13 protein-coding genes are annotated in these 18,995 nt (G+C 72.5%); 5 read left to right on the top strand and 8 right to left on the bottom strand.

Annotation, left to right across the window (positions count from 1 at the left end):
- Positions 1–2: 2 nt before the first annotated feature.
- Both FR742_RS36560 and FR742_RS36565 read right to left on the bottom strand, forming a co-directional pair.
- Positions 3–830, bottom strand: a complete 828-nt coding sequence (locus FR742_RS36560; RefSeq protein WP_222709246.1) for a DUF72 domain-containing protein — start codon at positions 828–830, stop codon at positions 3–5.
- 42 nt (positions 831–872) lie between these two features.
- Positions 873–1,871 (bottom strand): NAD(P)-dependent alcohol dehydrogenase, encoded by a 999-nt coding sequence (locus tag FR742_RS36565; RefSeq protein WP_148035841.1) that lies wholly within the window; start codon positions 1,869–1,871, stop codon positions 873–875.
- 128 nt (positions 1,872–1,999) lie between these two features.
- Here FR742_RS36565 and FR742_RS36570 point away from each other — a divergent pair, with 128 nt between their 5' ends.
- Positions 2,000–2,575 (top strand): hypothetical protein, encoded by a 576-nt coding sequence (locus FR742_RS36570; protein ID WP_148035842.1) that lies wholly within the window; start codon positions 2,000–2,002, stop codon positions 2,573–2,575.
- An 8-nt stretch (positions 2,576–2,583) separates the two neighbouring features.
- On the opposite strand, the gene FR742_RS36575 is transcribed toward FR742_RS36570, so the two are convergent.
- Positions 2,584–2,961, bottom strand: coding sequence for a GntR family transcriptional regulator (locus FR742_RS36575; RefSeq protein WP_148035843.1), 378 nt, complete (start codon positions 2,959–2,961; stop codon positions 2,584–2,586).
- Positions 2,958–3,767 carry a hypothetical protein gene (locus FR742_RS36580; protein WP_222709247.1) on the bottom strand — a complete coding sequence of 270 codons (810 nt, stop codon included), beginning with the start codon at positions 3,765–3,767 and terminating at the stop codon, positions 2,958–2,960. The genes FR742_RS36575 and FR742_RS36580 overlap by 4 nt, the downstream gene beginning before the upstream one ends.
- A gap of 84 nt (positions 3,768–3,851) precedes the next feature.
- Between FR742_RS36580 and FR742_RS36585 the strand changes: the two genes are divergently transcribed.
- Positions 3,852–4,457 carry a DUF5753 domain-containing protein gene (locus FR742_RS36585; RefSeq protein WP_148035844.1) on the top strand — a complete coding sequence of 202 codons (606 nt, stop codon included), beginning with the start codon at positions 3,852–3,854 and terminating at the stop codon, positions 4,455–4,457.
- A 31-nt stretch (positions 4,458–4,488) separates the two neighbouring features.
- Entirely contained in the window at positions 4,489–5,319 is an 831-nt protein-coding gene (locus FR742_RS36590) for a hypothetical protein (protein ID WP_148035845.1), read from the top strand.
- Positions 5,320–5,356: 37 nt separating this feature from the next.
- On the opposite strand, the gene FR742_RS36595 is transcribed toward FR742_RS36590, so the two are convergent.
- Complete coding sequence (locus FR742_RS36595) at positions 5,357–11,599, bottom strand: RHS repeat-associated core domain-containing protein (protein WP_187281547.1); 6,243 nt, start codon at positions 11,597–11,599, stop codon at positions 5,357–5,359.
- A 43-nt stretch (positions 11,600–11,642) separates the two neighbouring features.
- Complete coding sequence (locus tag FR742_RS36600) at positions 11,643–14,891, bottom strand: LamG-like jellyroll fold domain-containing protein (protein WP_187281548.1); 3,249 nt, start codon at positions 14,889–14,891, stop codon at positions 11,643–11,645.
- A 396-nt stretch (positions 14,892–15,287) separates the two neighbouring features.
- Here FR742_RS36600 and FR742_RS36605 point away from each other — a divergent pair, with 396 nt between their 5' ends.
- The gene (locus FR742_RS36605) at positions 15,288–16,172 is read left to right on the top strand and encodes a M23 family metallopeptidase (RefSeq protein ID WP_148035848.1); all 885 of its coding nucleotides are present in this window, start codon (positions 15,288–15,290) and stop codon (positions 16,170–16,172) included.
- A gap of 103 nt (positions 16,173–16,275) precedes the next feature.
- Positions 16,276–17,235, top strand: coding sequence for an endonuclease/exonuclease/phosphatase family protein (locus FR742_RS36610; protein WP_148035849.1), 960 nt, complete (start codon positions 16,276–16,278; stop codon positions 17,233–17,235).
- Here the strand turns inward: FR742_RS36610 and FR742_RS36615 are convergent, their stop codons facing one another.
- Positions 17,236–17,886, bottom strand: coding sequence for a response regulator transcription factor (locus FR742_RS36615; protein ID WP_148035850.1), 651 nt, complete (start codon positions 17,884–17,886; stop codon positions 17,236–17,238).
- Positions 17,883–18,989 (bottom strand): sensor histidine kinase, encoded by a 1,107-nt coding sequence (locus FR742_RS36620; RefSeq protein WP_148035851.1) that lies wholly within the window; start codon positions 18,987–18,989, stop codon positions 17,883–17,885. Before FR742_RS36620 ends, FR742_RS36615 begins: the two co-directional genes overlap by 4 nt.
- Between the last annotated feature and the right edge of the window lie 6 nt (positions 18,990–18,995).

Here is an 18,995-nt window from a genome sequence, read left to right on the forward strand (position 1 = left end):
GATCAGAACAGCGTCGGCGGCTCGGCAGGGACAGGCTCGGGCAGCGGCTCCACCTGCGGCAGCCGGGCGCGCACGGCGTCGTGGAAGCGGCGGGCGAGCTCCAGGGCCTCGGCGTTGTCGGGGGTGTGCACGAACACCGTCGGCGAGCGGCCCTCACGCAGCCACTCCGTCACCACGCCGAGCCAGTGGCCCCACCCCTCCACCGTACGGTCGACGTCGTCGCGGCCCAGGTAGCGCACGATCGGCCGGTCCGTGAGCGCGGCCGACCGGCGCGGCACCCGCGGCTTCTTCACCCAGGCGTCGCGCTCGGCGTCGGTGGCCGGCGGGGTCTCGAAGAGCGTCACCGTGTCGAACGGCACCCACTCGGCGCCGGCCCGGCCCAGCACGCCTTCCAGCGACCGGACGGCCCGCGCGTCCTCGAAGAACGCCTTGTGCCGCACCTCGACCGCGTAGCGGTAGGACTGCGGCAGCCGGTGCAGGAACGCCGCCAGCGTCCCGAGGTCACCGGGACCGAAGGATCCGGGCAGCTGGATCCACAGGGCGTGCGTCCTCGGGCCCAGCGGCTCGATCGCGTCCAGGAACTCGCGCAGCGGCTCGTCGGCCCCCGAGAGCCGCCGCTCGTGCGTGATCGTCTTGGGCAGCTTCACCACGAACCGGAAGCCGGGCGCCGTCTGGGCCGCCCACGTCTCCACCGTGCTCCTGGCCGGTGTCGCGTAGAACGTCGTGTTGCCCTCGACGGCGTTGCACCAGGTGGCGTAGGCCCGCAGCCGTTCCGCCGGCGGGAGCGGATGCGGCAGGAACCGGCCCTGCCACGGCCCGTGCGTCCACATCGCACAACCCACATGAAGCCGCATTCGCCCCACGTTACCGGGCTAGGGGACGACGACGATCCGGCCCCGGGCCGTGCCCCCGGTCAGGTAGCGGAGGGCGGCGGGAGCCTCCTCCAGGGGGAACGCGCGGTCGACGACCGGGGTGAGCCCGCCCGTCTCCAGCAGCTCCGTGAGCACGACCATCGACTCCTTCCTGGGCGGCGGGGACCCGGTCGGTTTCGGCAGCTGCCGGTGGAACATGGACTGGGCCATCAGCTTGATCATGCGCGGCAGGCTGCCGAGCACCTGATGGCCCCCGGCGCCGTAGTGGTCGTGACCGATGAGAACGTACGTGCCTTCCGGCTTGAGCACGCGGCGGCATTCCGCGAACGGGTGATTGCCCGGGATGTCGAAGACGAGGTCGTAGCGCTCGCCGCGCCGGGTGAAGTCCTCCTTGGTGTAGTCGATCACGTGGTCGGCGCCGAGCGAGGTCGCCAGGTCGAGCTTGGAGGTGTGCTCGACGCCCGTCACCGTCGCGCCGCGGGCCTTGGCGATCTGCACCGCGAGCCCGCCCACGCCGCCGGCGGCGCCGTTGACCAGCACCTCGCCCAGCGGGCCCGGCGGGAAGTTCATCAGGGTGATGAGCCCGGCGGTGGGCACGGTCGCGGCCTGCTCGAAGCTCACGTCGCCGGGCTTGGGCGCCAGGTTGTCCTCCCGTACGGCGACGTACTCGGCGAAGGTGCCGCCGTTCTTCCACTGCATGCCGTGCAGGGTCTCGCCGAACACCTCGTCGCCCGGCCGGAACCGCGTCACGCCCGCGCCCACCGCCTCGACCACTCCGGCCATGTCCGTGCCGGGAACGCGGACCTTCGGCCGGCGCAGCCCGGACCCCATGACGCGGAGGACGTACGGCCGGCCGGTCACGACATGCCACACGTCGGGGTGCACGGAGGCGGCGCGCACCCGGACGAGCACCTCGTCGTCCTTCACCGCCGGCATGTCGATGTCACGTAATTTCAGGACATCCAATGAGCCATACGCTTCCTGCACGATCGCTCTCATGCCGCCATTCTGCGTCGGCGGCGAACCCGGCGCTGGATCATGTCCGAACTGACGACATTCCCAAGTATTCGGACATGTAGGGCCGTGGGCCCGGAGGAGCGGCGGGCCTGGCGGTGATAGTCGGCGATATGCACGTCGCAAGCGAGACACCCGTATCCCCCGCCGCCCGATTGCTCAGGTCGCTGCCGCACCGGTGGCCGACGCTGGCCGGGCTCGCCTTCGCCGCATTCTCCGCGCTGAACATGGGAGACGCGCGGGACGAGGGGATGGTGGTGTTCCTCGCCGCGCTCGTCTACCTGGCCACCGCCGTCATCGGGAAGCCGGGCGTGGTGTGGACGTTGTTCTGCATGTCCGTGGTGGGAGTGACGGCGCTGCGGCTGTTCGACCTGGACGTGTGGCCGGCGCTGGTCGCGAGCGCCGTCACCCTGGCCGCGCTCGGCCTGGTCAACGGCATGCTGGGCGAGCCAGGGCTCAGGGCCGGCCAGCTCCCCGCGATGCTGGTGTTCGGCGGCGCCGCCCTGGTCGGGCTCTCCCTGCCGCCCGTCCTGGGCGGCTGCCTCGTCGCCGCGGCCCTGATCGGGCACGTCGTGCTGGACGTGATCGTCTGGCGGGCGGACAAGGTCGTGACCCGTTCGCTCGCCGAGTTCTGCGCCGTCCTCGACCTCACCCTCGGCGTGACCATCCTGCTCGTCGTCCTGACCTGACCTGACGCTCAGGGGGAGGCCCGCGCCGGTGAGGTGGGGCGCAGGGCGGCCTCGACGATGCGGAGCGCCTCGTGCGGGTCGATGCCGACGCTGGCGACCACGGCCGCGTAGTCGGCGGCGGCGCGGCGGGCGCGTTCGCGGCCCTCCTCGCCGGCGGCCGACACGAACGACCCGGCCCGGCCCCGGGTCTCGATCAGCCCCGCCTCCTCCAGCTCCCGGTACGCCCTGCCCACCGTGTTGACGGCCAGCCCGAGGTTGGCCGCGAGCTGGCGGATCGTCGGCAGCCGGGAGCCGACGGGCAGCGTGCCGTCGTGGATCTGGCCGGCGAGCTGGGCGCGCAGTTGCTCGTACGGAGGGACGGGTGAGGCCGCGTCGATGACGATCATGAAAGGCTCATCACGCGCCGCGCCGTCGTCACGCTCGACGGCGTCCGCATGGTGATCACGACGAGCGCGATCATCCCGATGATCACGAGGGCGATCGACGCGACCTTCCACCAGAGGGGCGCGGCGCCGAAGATCAGCACCACCGGCAGCGACCACGGCACGGTCGGCATGCCGGCCTCGCGCGCGTCCTCGATCCGCATGATGACGTCGGCGGTCAGCGAGGCCTCGTCCTCGGCGACGATCGGACGCGCCAGCAGGTCGCGCAGTTGCAGGACGATCCCGGCGCCGGCCCCGGCGACGCCGACCAGCACGACCAGGGCCGCGTACCGCGCGTCGGCGTCCTGGACGGTCAGCGCGCTCACCACGAGCGCCGTCGCGCCGGCGAAGGTGGCGACGATGAACACGGCGCGCGGCCGGCCGAGCAGGGCCTGCCAGCCGGGCTGGGCAAGATGAGCCGTCCGGCGCGGCAGGGCCTCGCCGGCCCGCCGGTCGACCCTGCGCACCCACCGGTCGAGCAGCGCCTGCGCCAGCAGCATCCCGATTACCAGCACGATCAGGATCAGCACCGGCACCATGGCGTGCAGCCCGGATTCGCCGGAGACGTAGGCGAGAGCGGCCCCGATGAACAGGCCGGCCGGCAGGATCGCGTTGGCGAGCCGCGCCCGCCGGCGCACCGCGAGCCGCACGGCCAGCAGCGGCGTCGGCCGGACGTCGGGCAGGCCGTGGCCGGTCAGCCAGATCTCCGCCATCTTCAGGTCCTCCGGCCGCACCGCCGGATCGTGACCGGATAACGCGTCGCTCGACATGACCCCTCCAGCTTGTCGCAAGCATTGTCTTAATATGATGCGTCAAAGCTTGCGACAAATCAAGCGCGTGGTAGAACCCTCGGTGTGGAGGATCGACTTCGGACACCCGGTGAGCTGCCCCGGCGCGAGGCGGCCGAGGCGGCGCGGGTGCGCTCCGCGCGGTGGATGGCGGTGTTCTCCCCCGCGATGATCCCGCCACTGCTGCAGACGGCGGACTACGCGCGACTGGCCATCGGCCCGGACACGGACGACACGGGCGACACGGCCGGGGCGGTGGCCGCCCGGGTCGACGCGCAGGCGGTGCTCCTGGAAGAGGGCCGGCGGTTCGCGTTCGTGCTCACGGAGGGCGCGGTGCGCACCCGGCCGGGGTCGCCGTCCCTGATGCCGGCGCAGCTCGACCGGCTGGTGGAGGTCTCGGCGTTGCCGCACGTCCGGCTCGGCGTCGTCCCCTGGAAGACGGAGGCGGCGGCCTTCCCGCTCCACGGGTTCACCATCTACGACGGCACGGTGAGCGTGGTCGAGACCCTGACCGGTGATCTCACCCTGACCGGGTCGTCCGAGATCGCCGCCCACGAGGAGGCCTTCGAGGCGTTCGCCGCCGCCGCGGTGTACGGCGACGAGCTGCGCGACCTGCTGGCCGACATCGCGACGGACTACCGCACGCTGATCGACCGACTCAAGGCCCGTTGAACCACCGCGCGCCCGGACCCGTCTCAGAGGCATGAGAGGTGCCCTGCTCGTGGCCGCGCTGGTGACCGTCGTTTCCTGCGGGACGGCCCCGGCCGCGACCGTCACGCGATACCAGGCCGAAGGCACCGTGCTGTCCGACGACGAGCACGGACCCCAGCTCTGCGACCTGGTCATGGAGTCCCTTCCGCCCCAGTGCGGCGGGATCGACCTGGCCGGGTGGGACTGGGAGGCGGTCGAGCACTCGGCCCAAGGGGGCGTGCGGTGGGGCGAGTACCACGTGGTCGGCACCTGGGACGGCGCGAAACTGACGCTCACCGAGCCGCCGCGCCCCGCCGGGCAGCGCGACGCTCCGGGCGGCGGGCCGGACTTCACCTCGCCGTGCCCGCGACCCGCGGGCGGCTGGCGCCCGGCCGACCCGGCGAAGGCCACTCAGGAGGCGATGGAGGCCGCGCTCGCCAGAGCCCAGGAGCTTCCCGGCTACGCGGGCAGCTGGCTGGACCAGAGCTACCTGGAGGAGATGGAAGGCGACCCTGGGTCGGTCGAGCGCCACGGCAACGACCCGAAGCGGCTCGTCCTGAACGTCCGCTTCACCGGCGACCCCGCCGCTCACGAAGCCGCGATCCGCGAGCTCTGGGGCGGCGCGCTGTGCCTGAGCCCGGCCGAGCACACCGAGGCCGAGCTCCAGGCCGTGCGGGAGCGGGTGGAGAAGGAGGTGGAGGGCCTGCGATCGGCCTCTGTCGACATCCTCGCGGGACGGGTCGAGGTAGGCGTCTGGGTGGTCACTCCGGAGCTGGAGCGAGAGGTCGCCGAGCGCTACGGGGAAGGGCTGGTCCACCTCTCGGGCATGCTCCGACCGGTGTGATCGGCCCCGGAAGGTCCCGGGGCCGATCAGCGGGTGGTCAGTCCTTGGCCACCGGTCTGAGGATCTTCCAGAGGAACCAGGCGACCGCCTTGCCCTTGCCGACGCCCGGCGTGTCCGACTCGAAGGGCTTGCTCGCGGGGCCGTGCCCGGTGCCCTGCCAGGGCATGAGCTCCGACTCGCTGCGCGCGGTGCGGGTGTGGGCACCCAGCTCTTCCGGACTGTAGCGGCGTGCTCCCATCTGCTCGTCGATGGAGCGTTTCTGCTCCTCGGAGAGCCCTCTTCGGGGCTGGGACTGGTTACTGGACGGATTTCGCTGTGCCTTGGGCGGGTTCGCGCGTTGTTGCGCCCGGCGGGTGGTGGGCCGGTGGTTGGGTCTGGCCCTGGTCAGTTTCGGACGCTGGGCGACGGCGCGTTTGACCTTCGCCGCGGTCCTGGCGCGTGCCCTGGACGCGGCCGCCCGTGCGCGTGACGCCGCGGCGCGGGCGCGGGCCCGTGCGGCCGCCGCGCGGGCTCTCGCCGCGGCCGCTCTGCGCTTGACCGCCTCGGCGGCGGCCTTGCGCATCTTGGCGATGGCCTTCTTCCTGGCCTCGGCGGCGGCCTTCTTCTTGGCCTGGGCGATGGCCTTCTTCCTGGCCGCCTCGATCGCCTTGCGCCGGGCCTCCGCGGCGGCGCGGCGGCGGGCGGCGGCGAGCGCGGCGCGCCGGGCGGCGGCAGCGGCTGCCCTGCGGGCCGCGGCGATCGCCGCCCGCCGGGCCGCGGCCTGGAGGGCGATCCGCAGCGCGATGCCGGCGGCGAACCAGAACAGCTGCCCGTCGGGATCGGTCGCGGAGACGGGGCTGTTGCCGGCGTAGGCGTAGCCGTGCAGCTGCTGCGGATCCTGCTCGTCGATGACCGGGTCCACGGACAGGAACCGGCCGATCACCGGGTCGTACTCGCGGGCGCCCAGGTGCACGAGCTTGGTCGTCGGGTCCACGGTCCCGCCGACGAACCCCCGTTCGCCCGGCCACCAGGTGGGCGGGGTGCCCCGGTCGGCGCCGAAGGGGGTCTGACGGCGGATCGCCACCGCGCCGCTGTCGGCGTCGACGGCGGCGTTGGCGGTGCCGTGGTGGTCGCTGGCGAAGAAGTGGACCTTCCCCGCCGAGTTGCGTACCGCCACCGCCTCGCCGTTGACCGTGTAGTAGCGGGTGCCCTCCACGGTCTGCTTGGCCTGGTCGAGCCGCAGCTCCAGGTCGTCCACGTACAGGACGGTGTCGGTGGGGGTACGGCGGATCAGCCGGTCGCCGTCGGCGTCGTAGACGAACGAGGTGGTCTTGCCGGCCTCGGTGACCGATTCGAGGTTGCCCTCGGCGTCCCAGGTGAGCTGCTGGGAGGAGCTGCCGATCCGGCGCACGATCGTGTTGCCCGCCGCGTCGTACTCGTAGGAGGACGACTGCTCACCGGCCGGGCCGGTGGGCGTGACGGACGCGAGCGCGTGCGGCCGGGGCTGCCCGGCGGCCGGGTAGGCGTAGTCGCGGACGACCTGGGACCGGCCGCCGAAGGCGTGGTGGGTCTCCTTCGTCCGGTTGCCGGTGGAGTCGTAGGCGTAGCTGGTGGCGTACGGCGCGACGCCGCCGATCAGGGTGGAGCGCGGCTCGGGGGCGGCGCAGGCGTCGGTGGCCGTCCACGCGGCGCTGAGCCGGCGCCGGTGGTCGTAGGTGAAGCACTGGGTGTCGGCGGACGCCCGGTCGGCGATGCGGGTGACATTGCCCGTCGCGTCGTAGGTGTAGTTCAGGTCCAGGTCGGAGGCGGTGCCGATGTCCCTGTCGAGCTGGGAGCGGATGAGCCTGCGGGTGCCCTCCTCGTGGGTGTAGGTCAGCCACGTCTTGCGCGTGCCGGTGCTGAGCTCGTACTGGAGCGTCTCGCCGAGCTTGCCGTAGCGGGCGTCGGTGACGTACGTGGACAGGCCCTCGACCTTGGTGGGCTGGCGCAGCGCGTCGTACCCGTAGGTGACAGTCTCCGCCGGGAGGCCGCCGGCCTCCGGGAACGTGATGGACTGCACCTGGTCGTCGGCGGTGTAGCGGGTGTTGAAGAGGTACGTGCCGGCCAGCGGGCCTTCACGTGCCGGGATGGTGACGCTCTGGCGGAGGGTGCGGTACTCCCGGTCGATGGCCTCGATCTTGGCGGAGTAGGCCTGCCCGCCCGCGTACCTGACCGTCTCGGCCAGGTGGCCCTTGGCCAGCACGTCGTAGCGCCACTCGGCCAGCAGCGGCCCGGTGGCCGAGCCCTCCCGGGTCGAGGTCCTGCGCCCGAGCAGGTCGTAGGCGTGCACGAGGGTGCGGCCGCGGGCGTCGGTGCTGGACACCTCCTCGTCGAGGTCGTTGAAGACGCGGGTGGTGACGCCCTTGTCCGGGTCCTCGGTCTTGATCTCGCGGTCCCGCAGGTCGTAGTGGTGCCGCCACACGTTGCCCGCGGAGTCCGTCACGGTGGCGAGCCGGCCCGCCTTGTCGTAGGTGTACTTGGTGGCCTCGTACTCGCCGGTCGGGGTCGAGCCCTTGTACTGGCGCAGCTCCACGCCCCGGCCCTCGGCGTCGGCGATGAGGGTGGCGGCGCTCTCGCCGGGCGGCGGGGTGACGTGCGCCCGGTCGGCGGCGCGCCGGACGGTGGACTTCCACTTCTCCTGGCCCTTGACGCGGAAGCTCTGCGAGACCATCTCGCCGGCCCCGTCGAAGGCGGTGACGACCTGGCCGGCGACGTCGTCGTCCGACACCGCGAACACGTTCGTCTCCGGGTCGCCTGTGGCGTAGTAGCCCTCGTTGGTCTTGGCCACCTCGCCGATGGAGTTGTGGAAGGTGTCGGTGATGACCCGGCCGCCGCCGGGCGCGGGCTCCTGGGTCTGGCGCGGGCGCATCAGCCCGTCGTAGAGCTCGTGGCTGGCGATGTACGTGCCGTCGGTCGCGAGCGTCCTGGTGGTGACGACGTTCGGGCCGTCGGTGCGGATCAGGTAGGAGTACTCGGTGTTGGGCGACTGGCCCGCCGCCTTGTTCCTGTCGTTCTGCCACACCTTGACCAGGCGGCCGAGCGGGTCGTGCTGCAGGTCGGCGCGGCGGCCGTTCTCGTCCTCCTCCGCGACCGGCTCGCCCCAAGCGGGCTCGACGTAGGTGACGTCCGAGTGGCCGAGCGGGTTGGCGGAGCGCACCTCGGTCGCCTGCGCGCCGGTCGCGGGCACGTACGTGGTCGTGGTGGAGCCGCCGGCCGCGTCGGTCTCCGACGTCTCGCGGCCGTAGGCGTCGTACGTGCGCGCCACGTCCAGCACGTACCGCGGCGTGCTCCCCTCGTACGAGGCCAGCTCCTCCTCGCGGGTCACGTCGCCGCGCAGCGGCGGCTGCCCGAACGCGCGCCCGTCGAAGTGGAACCGCTCGTCCGACAGCACGTCGGCGGGCCGCTGCGGCGTCGCCGAGCACGGCTTGGCGACGGTCTCGACGCGGCTGGTGAAGTCGAGCATCCACGCGGCCGGGTCGCGGGCGTGGGTGTAGCGGGTGCAGACGTCGTCAGCGGGGTCGGTGACGTCGCCGAGGTCGCTCACCTGGGTGAGGATGCCGTGCTCGTCGTACGTCCGCTCCTCGGCGGTGCGCTGCCAGGTGCCGTCCTCCTTCAGGTCGCGGGCGGTCATCTTCGCGGACTGCACGATGTGGGCCGTCTTGGTCACGCCCTCGAACGTGAACTCGGCCGTCTTGCGCCACCAGTGCTCCTCGGCGGTGGCCGACAGGACCTTCCCGCCGTCGCCGTCGTGCACGATCGTCTCCAGGTCGGCCCCGGAGAGCTGGTCGTGGTCCTCGCGCGCCTTGCCCTCGCTGTCGGTGACCCTGACGTCCTTGCGGCTCCCGTCGGCCAGCCGGTCGTCGTCCATGCCGCGGTGGTAGCGGTGCTCGGTCATCGTGCGCGGCCCGTCCTGGCCGTCGCCCTGACGCACCCGTACGCGGGAGAAACCGCGCCAGTCGGACCAGGTGCGCTCCTTGGGCTTGATCAGGATGTGCTCGGCGTACCGCCAGGCCGCCCCGTCGAGGTACTCGTAGTCGGTGACCAGCCAAGGGGAGCGGGCGGTACGGTCGATCTCCACGGTCTGCGCGACCACGTGCTTGTGGAACCAGTCGAGCACCTCCATCTCGTCCTGCGGCGTCCACCGTTGCGGGTAGCAGCGCTTGGTGTTGCGGTCGGCGGCGGGCAGGTTGCCCGGCGCGCACTCCTCGGGCGCGTAGTTCACCCGGGTCTCGGCGCCGGCCTCGGAGTTGATCGACTGGATGCGCCACTTGTACAGCGGGGCGCGTCCCTCGTCGGCGTCGACCCGGTTGCGGAGCTGCACCCCGGCGAAGGTCACCTTGGGCAGCGTGACGGTGCCGCCGACGTGGCCGGCGTGCTGGATCGAGGCCAGCCACAGCGCCGGGCTCAGGCCGTCGCCGGTGGCGGGGAAGGAGTGGGTGAGCGTCCAGGAGTCCACGTCCCGGTACGCGCTGCCGGAGCGGACCTGCGTCGTCACCTTCGCCAGCCGCTTCCGGGTCCAGAACGTGGGCGAGGTGCGGTCCTTGCAGCTCTCGCCGGCGTTGCAGTTGCGGTCGAACGGCACGTCGGGCCAGTGGCTCGCGGTGTCCTTGGTGAGCTGGGCCGGCTCGCAGGTGATCGAGCCGCTCGGCAGGCACCGCTCGGCCACGGTGAACACCGCCCGCGCCGCCGGGGCCCCGGAGAACAGCTCGGCCGAGCGGTAGCCGTAGTCGATGCGGGTCAGGTAGCCGCCGCGGACGTACGGGGTGCCCAGGTCGGGCTTCTCGTTGCGGCCGTAGTGGTTGCGCTCGGTCTCGTACCAGTACGTGAGCGCGTTGCCGTGCCGGTCGGCCGAGTAGTCCAGGTTCCACCGCCAGGCCTGCTGGCACCAGGCGTTCGCGGGGGTGGAGTTGTGGCAGGGCTCGCCCGGCTCGTTGCCGAACACCGGCACCGTCCAGGCCGACTTCGTCTCGGGCTTGCCGGTGGTCCAGCCGGGCAGCCGGTTGAGTCCGAAGTGGTACTGGGTGCCGTCGGTGGTGGTGAGCCGCCAGTACTCGCCGTCGTTGTCGCCGTTCGTCGCCCCGGTGAGGAGCTCGATCCGGGTGCCGTCGTCACGCTTGGGCCGCCACTGCTTGGTGGTGGCGTCCTTGACCAGCTCCACGGCCGAGCCGTTGAGCATCAGCGTGGCGTTCTCGTGGTCCCAGCACAGGTCGCCGGTCTTCTTGCCGTCGGCGGTGCAGGACTTGTAGCGGCGCTCGATGTAGCCGCCGGAGGTCAGGTCGAAGCCCTCGCCCGCCCAGGACACCTGGTTGTTGGTGGAGGAGGTGCGGCCGTCGACGCTCTGCGAGGAGTAGCCGAGGCTGATCACGGGCTCCTCGCCGCCGATGGACGGCGGCACCCGCATCGGGTGGTTCCAGCTGAAGTCGCCCGACTGGGGGCCGACGCTCCACTTCGCCGACGGCGCCAGCGACGTGGCCGAGTAGTCGCCCGAGGCGCCCGAGGCGGTGGCGGTCAGCGCGTACAGCTGGGCGCCTTCGACGTTCACCTCGGCCGTCAGCACGCCCGCCTTGACGTCGTTCTCGGCGGGCACCGGCTCCGGCTCGGGGCAGGCGGCGCCCGCGCAGTCCGGCAGCTTGACCAGCTTCAGCCGGTCGGCGTAGTCGCCGCCGAACGCGTGCCGGAAGCCCGAATAGTCCAGCTCGACCCGGGCCGGGCCGCCGCGCGTGGCGCCCTGTCCCCGGGACAGGCGCAGCGGCACGCCCTGGACGCCGGGGGTCTTGGCCCGGTCGAGCACCTCGACCCTGACCCGCTCGGGCGGCGCCTGGGCGCGCCCGCTCGCCGGGGCCTCTACCCGCACCGGCAGCGAACCGGCCTTCACCCAGGCCTTCTCACCCGCGCCCGGCTCAGCTGCGGCCTTGCCCGGCTCGGCCTTGCCCCGCTCCGGCCGGCTCGCGGCGGGTGCGAACTCGGCGGTGCCCGGCTTCGGCCAGGCCACGGACGGGGCCGCCTTGAGCGCCTTCTCGGCCGTGACGTCCTCGGCCTTGGGCAGCACGGCGACCGGCCGGCCGGGCACCGGCTCCTCCTTCTGAACCTCCGGCCGTTCCCTGCGTTCGGCCTCGGCCGGCATGGCGTACACCAGCGGCACGACGACCACGATCGCCATGGCCGCGCAGGACCGGGCGAACCAGCGGAACTTACGCGGGAACCATTCGAAGATCAGGAAGGTCGAGCGCTCGTAGTCGGGGATCTCCTCGTGGTCGTACATCCTCACCGTCCAGGGGTCGGGCATGGGGGGTGCCGGCGGAGAGTCATTCGGCGGCGAGCCGGGCGACGTCGAGATCGCCCAGTGCGCCCTGGTAGGTGCGGACATCGTCGACGATGCCGGGCCAGTGCCCGGTGAACGCGCCGTCGTGCAGGGTCCGGCCGAGCTGGAGCGGCCCGGTGGCGTTCCAGGTGCTCGCGTGGCCGGTCTCGGTGGTGGCGACGAGCTGCCCGCCCACGTAGACGCGCAGCTTCTTGGCGAGCGCGTCGTACACGCCCGCCACGTGGGTCCATTCCATGACGTACGGGACGGCGTCCGATCGGGTGCGCGTCACCGGCGCCCCGTCCGCGTCGGCGCCGGCCATGCCGAAGGACCAGCGCGGCCCGTCGGCGGCGTAGCCGAGCGCGAAGCCGCGGGCCCGGGTCCCGCGCTGCGCCACCGCCGCGGCGTCGGCCGGCGGCAGCGTGTCGAGCTGGACCCACGCCGTGACGGTGAAGCTGTCGTCGGTGCGCACCGCCGCCCGCGACGCCTCGGCGTGCCCGGCGGCTCCGTCGAGCGCGAGCGCCCCGTCGAGCCAGCCGCTGGTCCAGGAGGCCCCCGGGCCGAGGGTGAGCGGGCCGGTCACGCCCGCCGCGTCGGCCGCGGCGGTGCCGGTCTCCTCGTCCAGCGTCCAGTGGCCGGTGAGCGTGGCCGCGTGGTTGACCAGCTTCACGATCTCGTCGGCGGCCAGGGCCCGGTCGTGCACCCGGACCTCGTCCACCTCGCCGGGCCACGGGTCGGTCTGCCTGCCCTGGTAGCGGGCCTGCCCGAACTGCACCGCCGTCGCCGGTCCGGCCCCGCCGTGGTACGTCACGGGCCCGGCGGCGAGCGTGCCGTTCACGTACAGGGTCATCTTGCGCGTGGCGGAGTCGTAGACGCCGGTGAGGTGGGTCCACTCGTTCGCGGCGGGCACCACCGCGGGGTTGCGCGCCCAGATGGTGTGCGAGGTGCCGCCCGGGTGGTTCATCATGAACGCCCACGACTTGACGCCGCCGCTGTAGCCGAGCCAGAAGCCGCTGTTGTCCTGCCCGCTCTGGCTGACGGCGGCCACGTTGCCCGCGGGCAGCGACGACAGCCGCACCCACGCCGAGACCGCGAGGTTCTGATCGGTCGGCACGACGCCGGCGGCCGTGGCGGCGTACTGGCCGGCGCCGGCGAACTTGAGCGCCTTGCCGGCCCGGCCGTCGGCCCAGGCGGCGCCGGTGACCGCCACCGGATGGGCGCCCGCCTCGTCCCCGGCGGTGACGCCGGAGCCCTCGTCGAGCCGCCAGTAGCCCGCGGGGCCGGTGCCGGCCCGCACGTTGAACACATAGCTGCGGATCGGCCCCTGCTTGCCTGCGCCGTCCTTGCTGCGCACGGACAGCACGTTCGGGCCCTCCTCCAGCGGGGTGAGACTGATCGTCGCCGCGCCGCCGGTCGCGCTCACCTCGGTGACGGGGCTGGTGTTGAGCCCGTACAGGAACGCGGTCACGTCGGCCTCGCCGTTCGCGCCGAAGGTGAACTCCCCGGCCCGGCCGAGCCCTTCGCCCCAGGCGTTCTCCGGATACCGCGCCGAGGAGACCGTCGGCTCGCGGCCCGGCGCGGTGGTGTCCACGCCGATCTCGCAGTACGGGCTCCAGCCGCTGTTCGCCTGGCCGTCCTCGCCGCGCGCCCGCCACCGGATCACCGAGCCGTCCGTGTAGACGCCTGCGGGGACGGTCGCGGTGAACGCGTTGCCGGAGGAGGCCGCGGCGGTGAGGAACTCGCCGCGCTTCGTCCCGGCCGCGTCGTACCACTCGAAGCGGGCCTTCACCGAGTTGTCGCCGTCGCGCAGCTTCGCCCACAGCTTCGGCGTCGCCGTCCCGATCCTCGGCCGTGCCGTGCCGGAGACGCACGCGCCGCCCGGGTCGGACCAGACGTCGGCCGCGACGGGAGTGGTCGGGATGGTGTTGTACTCGACGACGAGCGTGGGGTTGTTGCGGAACTTCTTCCACGCGTACGTGTCGGTCTCACTGCTGGCGCGCAGGCCCAGCGTGATGTTCGGCCAGCTCTTGGCCGCCGCCTGCACCGCCGCCGCCGTGGCGTCGAACTCCACGCCGCCGGCCGGGCAGGCGGTGCCCCAGCCCTTGGCCACCGTCTGGGTGTTGAGCTTCTCGTACCAGGTCGGCTGGTTGTTCCAGGTGGTGGACTTGCTGATGGTGCCGGTCCGCCAGAGCTCGACGGGCTTCTTGGTGCACGACCACGACCACGTCTCGTACGTGCGCAGGGTGGCCTTGATGATCTGCTTGCCGTGGATGGCGCTGCCGGTGTTCATCTGGAAGAACGACCGGTTCGTGCCTCCGGTGTCGTTCTCGTGCCCGACGCGCGCCACGTCGCTGGAGTTGAGGTAGTTGGTGGTCGGATACCGCTTCCACACCGCGGTCCACGAGCCGCGCGGCGCGGACACCGACGGGTCCAGGTAGACGGGGTAGCGGGTGTCCGGGTCGGCGAGCATGGCCTTGTCGGGGGTGAGCGTCAGCGCGCGGTCGTCGACCCGCAGGCCCATCGCCTCGTGCCGGGTGCCCGGGTCCGGCCCCTCGCCGGGCCGCTTGGCCAGGGCCCTGACGGTGTCGGGCGAGTCCCACATCAGCGGCGTCGGCGCGGCGAACACCTCCGCGCCCGTCCGGTCCACCGCCTCCATCCCGCCGCCCCGGCCCCGCCGTACGGTGAGGCCCTCCGGCTGGAGGGCGAAGTCGAGCCGGTCGAGCCGGCCGCTCAGCGCGGCCTCCCTGGTCTTGACCACGAGGACGTGCGAGAAGCCGTCCACGTCGGCCGTCACCTGAAGGTCGACGCCGGGCAGCACCTCGGCGTAGGTCGCGGTGGCGCCGTCGAGCACGGGCTCGGGCAGCTTGCCCGGCCAGGTCATCGCGAGGGACTTGGCGCCCCTGGCGACCTTGGCCATCGGGGCGTCGCCGCCGCCGGAGAACCGCAGGTCCACCGCCGTCGCGACGGGGGCGACCGAACCGTCCGGCAGACGGCGCAGGGTGGTGTCGACCGGCGTCCACCGGCCGTCCTGACGTACCCGGACGGGGCGGGCGTTCTGCTCCAGGACGAGGCTGCCCTCGGGGGTGGCGTAGACGGTGCGGGTCTCGGTGCGCAGCGAGCCGACCTCGACGCGTTCGTTCTTCTGGCGGGCCACGTCGAGGGCGCCCCGCTCGGTGGCGGTGTCAGGCGGGGGCTCCCGGTGCGTGACCGGGGTGCCCGCCTGGACGGGGGTCGGTGCTGTCAGCCCTGCCAACAGAAAAGCAGCCGCTGCGGCGACTGCTGTGACGGGTCTGAGGCTCGGACGTAAACGGTGGCCTGGCGATGTTGCGGTGCTCCTGACCCGAGCCATCATGCCTCCGACGACGCTCTGTAAAGCCGGGGATTCAGCGCAAGTGTGTACGCGGCGGAGGGGGTGATCAAGAGGCTGATCGCGGTCTGTAAAGGTTTTCCATGAAACCCAGGTTTTTTGACAACTTTCGCCAAACGGGCCCCGACGCAGGAGATATGGCGGTCGGCAGGCCGCCTTACGCGTCACGGTCAACTTTCATGTCATCAGGGATTGATGAAGACAACTTTCAGGGATATCTTTCCGATCACGTTCCGTGGCCACAGCGAACCCCCCTCACCCCCCTTTTTCCGAGAGGTACGCATGCCCGCAACCGGCAAGCCGACCCGGCCGATGATCATCGCGTTCGTCGTCACCCTCGCCGCCACGCTGTTCCCCCAGGCCGCCTCGGCGTCCACCGCCCTGGCGTCCCACAAGAGCCCGTTCAACTGCGGAAAGACCTTCTACGCCAACAACTGGACCCCCAACCACAACCCGTCGGGCTCCATCGACTGGCAGAGCTACGGCGGCGACGCCACCAACGGCGAGACCGTCCGCGCCACCGCGGCCGGCACCGCGTACTTCTACAACGCCGGCAGCACCAGCTACGGCCAGTGGGTGGAGATCCGGCACAGCGACGGCACCAGGACCCGCTACGCCCACCTCGCCACCATGGTCCGCTCGGCGGGCGGCTCCATGAGCGTCGGCCAGGGCACCGCCATCGGCACCGTCGGCGCCACAGGCGGCACCGACGCCCCCCACCTGCACTACGAGCAGCGCACCTCCACCGGCGCCATGGACACCAGCCCGACCGTCGACGGCGTCACCGTCTCCCTGGGCCAGAAGAAGGCCATCACCAGCACCAACGCCTGCGGCGGCGGCAGCAACCCCTACACCCCGCAGGAAGCCTGCGGCAGCGGCTACGGCGTCATCGACTCCGCCGCGCTCACCGGGGGCCGCGTCTACCTGCTCTACAACTCCGGCAACGGCTACAACTGCGTCGTCACCCTGAAGACCACGAACGTCGGCACGGCCTCGCCGGTGTCGGCCTTCCTGGAACCGCAGGGCTCGACCCGTACGACCGACTCCGGCAACTACGGCTACTACGCGGGCCCGGTCAAGCGGTCGGCCCCCGGTCAGTGCGTCAAGTGGGGCGGCTCGGTCGGCAGCAGCTCGTACACCAGCCCCTTCGAACACTGCGGCGCCTGACGCCGCTCCGCACTCGTCCGCCTGCGGACCACGGCCTCCGTCCGCAGGCGGCGATTCCCCGACATCCGGGCGGGAATCCGCGACGTCCCGTACGGTCGGCGGCATGAGCGCGCAAGATCGGAACGCCGGCGGCGGGATGTCGTGGACCCGCGGGCGGGTCCTGGCGGCGGTCGCCGTGGTGGTGGCCGTGCTGACGGCGTTCCCCGGCGTGCTGCCCAACACGGTGGGCCGGCTCGGGAGCCTGCTGGAGACCTTCCGGCCCTGGGCCGGCCTGGCCGTGCCGGTGCTGCTCGTCCTGGCGCTGCTGCGCCGCTCGGCCCTCGCGCTGGTGGCGCTGGTGCTTCCCTCGGCGGTGTGGGGCGGCCTCTTCGGCGCCCGGCTGTTACCCGCCGGCCAGGGAGCGGCCCACGACCTGACCGTGCTCCAGCACAACGTGAACGACGAGAACCCCGACCCCGAAGGCACCGCCCGCGCGCTCGCCGGGGCCGGGGCCGACCTGATCGCCCTGGAGGAGCTGACGCCCGGGACCCGGCCCGTGTACGAGACCGTCCTCGCGCCCGATCACCCGCACCACGTGGTCGTCGGCAGCGTCGGGCTCTGGTCCAGGCATCCCCTCACGGCCTCCGGCCCGGTGGACATCAGGCCGGCGGAGGTCGGAGGCGACTGGAGCCGAGGGCTGCGGGCGACCGTGCGGACACCGTACGGCGACCTGGCAGCGTACGTCGCCCACCTGCCGTCGGTCCGCATCCGGCTGCCCGACGGCTTCGGCTCGGCCTGGCGTGACGAGAGCGCCGGCGAACTGGGCGCCGCCCTCGCGGCGGAGAAGCTGGACCGGATCGTGCTGATGGGCGACCTCAACAGCACCCTCGACGACCGCGGCCTGGCCCCGGTCACCTCGCGGCTGACCCCGGCGGACGAGGGTTTCGGCTTCACCTGGCCCGTCGCCCTCCCTCTGGCCAGGATCGACCACGTCATGACCCGGGCGGCGACGCCGGTGACCACCTGGACCCTGCCCGCCACCGGCAGCGACCACCTGCCGGTCATGGCCCGTATCAAGCTGTGATCAGTCGAGGACGTGGGCGTGCAGGGCGCGCAGCACCGCGTTCGTGCGGTCTCGCGCGCCGAGCTTGAGCAGCACGGTCGAGACGTGGTTCTTGACCGTGCCCTCGGCCAGGAACAGCGCCCGCGCGATCTCGCGGTTGCTGTACCCCTCCGCGACCAGCCGCAGCACCTCCAGCTCGCGCTCGGTGAGCTGCTGGATCGCGGGCAGTCCTGCCTCGTCCGGCGGTGTGCGGCGGCCCACCGCCCGCATCAGCCGCTCGGTGATGGACGGCGAGATCAGCGTCCCCCCGCCGGCCAGGACGCGGATCGCCCGGGTCAGCCGCTCCAGCGTCACGTCCTTCAGCAGGTAGCCGCCCGCCCCCGCGCGCATCGCGTCCAGGACGAGGGTGTCGCTGTCGAACGTGGTCAGCACGAGCACCGGCGGCGCGTCGCCCGCCCGCTCGCGCAGCGCGTTCAGCGTCCAGATGCCGTCGTGGCGGGGCATGCGCAGATCGAGCAGGACGACGTCGGGGGCGTGCTCCTCGATCGCCGCCAGCGCGGACATGCCGTCGTCGGCCTCCCCCGCCACCTCGATGTCGTCGGTCAGGTCGAGCAGGCTGCGGATGCCCTGCCGCACCAGGGTCTGGTCGTCGACCACGATCACCCGGATCATCGCGCGGGCACCGTCGCCGTCACGCGGAACCCGTCGCTGCCGTCGAGCCTGACGTCGCCGCCGATGGCGTCGATGCGCTCGCGCAGCCCGCGCAGGCCGTTGCCGAGCCGCAGCTCGGGGCTGCCGCGCCCGTCGTCGACGGAGGTCAGCTTGACGGCCTGGCCGGGCGTGTTCTCGATGCTGATGCGCAGCGAGGTCGCGCCGGAGTGCCGGATGGTGTTGGTGACGATCTCCTGTACGGCGCGGATGAGCGTCAGCGTCACCTCCTCGGACAGGCTCACGTCGTCGATGCTGATGCCCACGTCGAGCCCCGGGATGTCACGTACCAGGGCGTCGAGGGACTCGCGCAGGTCGGGAGCGTCGGCGCGGAGCTGTCCGACGGTCGTGCGCACATCGCCCAGCAGGTTGCGCGCCACCTTGTCGGCGCGCTCGATGTGGGTGCGGGCGGCGGCGCCTTCGTGGTGCCGGGCGACCTCCAGCTCCAGGGTGAGCGCCGTGAGCTGGTGCCCCATGAGGTCGTGCAGCTCGCGGGCGATGCGCAGGCGCTCGTGCGCCCGCGCGGTGTCGGCCAGGATGACGCTCGCCGCCCGCAGCTCCACGTGCGCCTCGGCCAGCTCGCGGCGCAGCCGCTGCTCCCGGATGATCGCCACCGAGCTGAGCACCGCCGCCGTCTGGATCAGCAGGTACAGCAGCGCGCCGAGACCGATCCCGGTGGGGTCGGCGCCGGCGAGGCCCGCGGTCACGGCGATGACGGCGGTGTTGAGCGCGATCACCACGGGGCCCGCCCACCGTGGCGCGACGTAGGCGCTCAAGGTCGCGGTGAAGACCAGCAGGATCGGCAGCCATCCGGCCCGGGGCGCCGTCAGGACCGTCAGCCAGCCCAGCACGACCGCCGCGGCGTAACAGACCCACGCCGCCTTCTTCTTGTCTTCCTCCCAGACCACGGCGCCCAGGCACGCGAGCATCAGGCCCGCGAACAACGCGCTCCAGACAGGCAGGGGCACCCACGTCTCGGTCACGCCGAGCAGCGTCGGAGCGCCCACCCCGACGCACACCAGCAGCATCGCCAGACCGGCCCACACGTCCGGCTCGATTCGCCGCATAACGCC

This window comes from Nonomuraea sp. C10 (assembly GCF_008017515.1).
GTDB lineage: Bacteria > Actinomycetota > Actinomycetes > Streptosporangiales > Streptosporangiaceae > Nonomuraea > Nonomuraea ferruginea.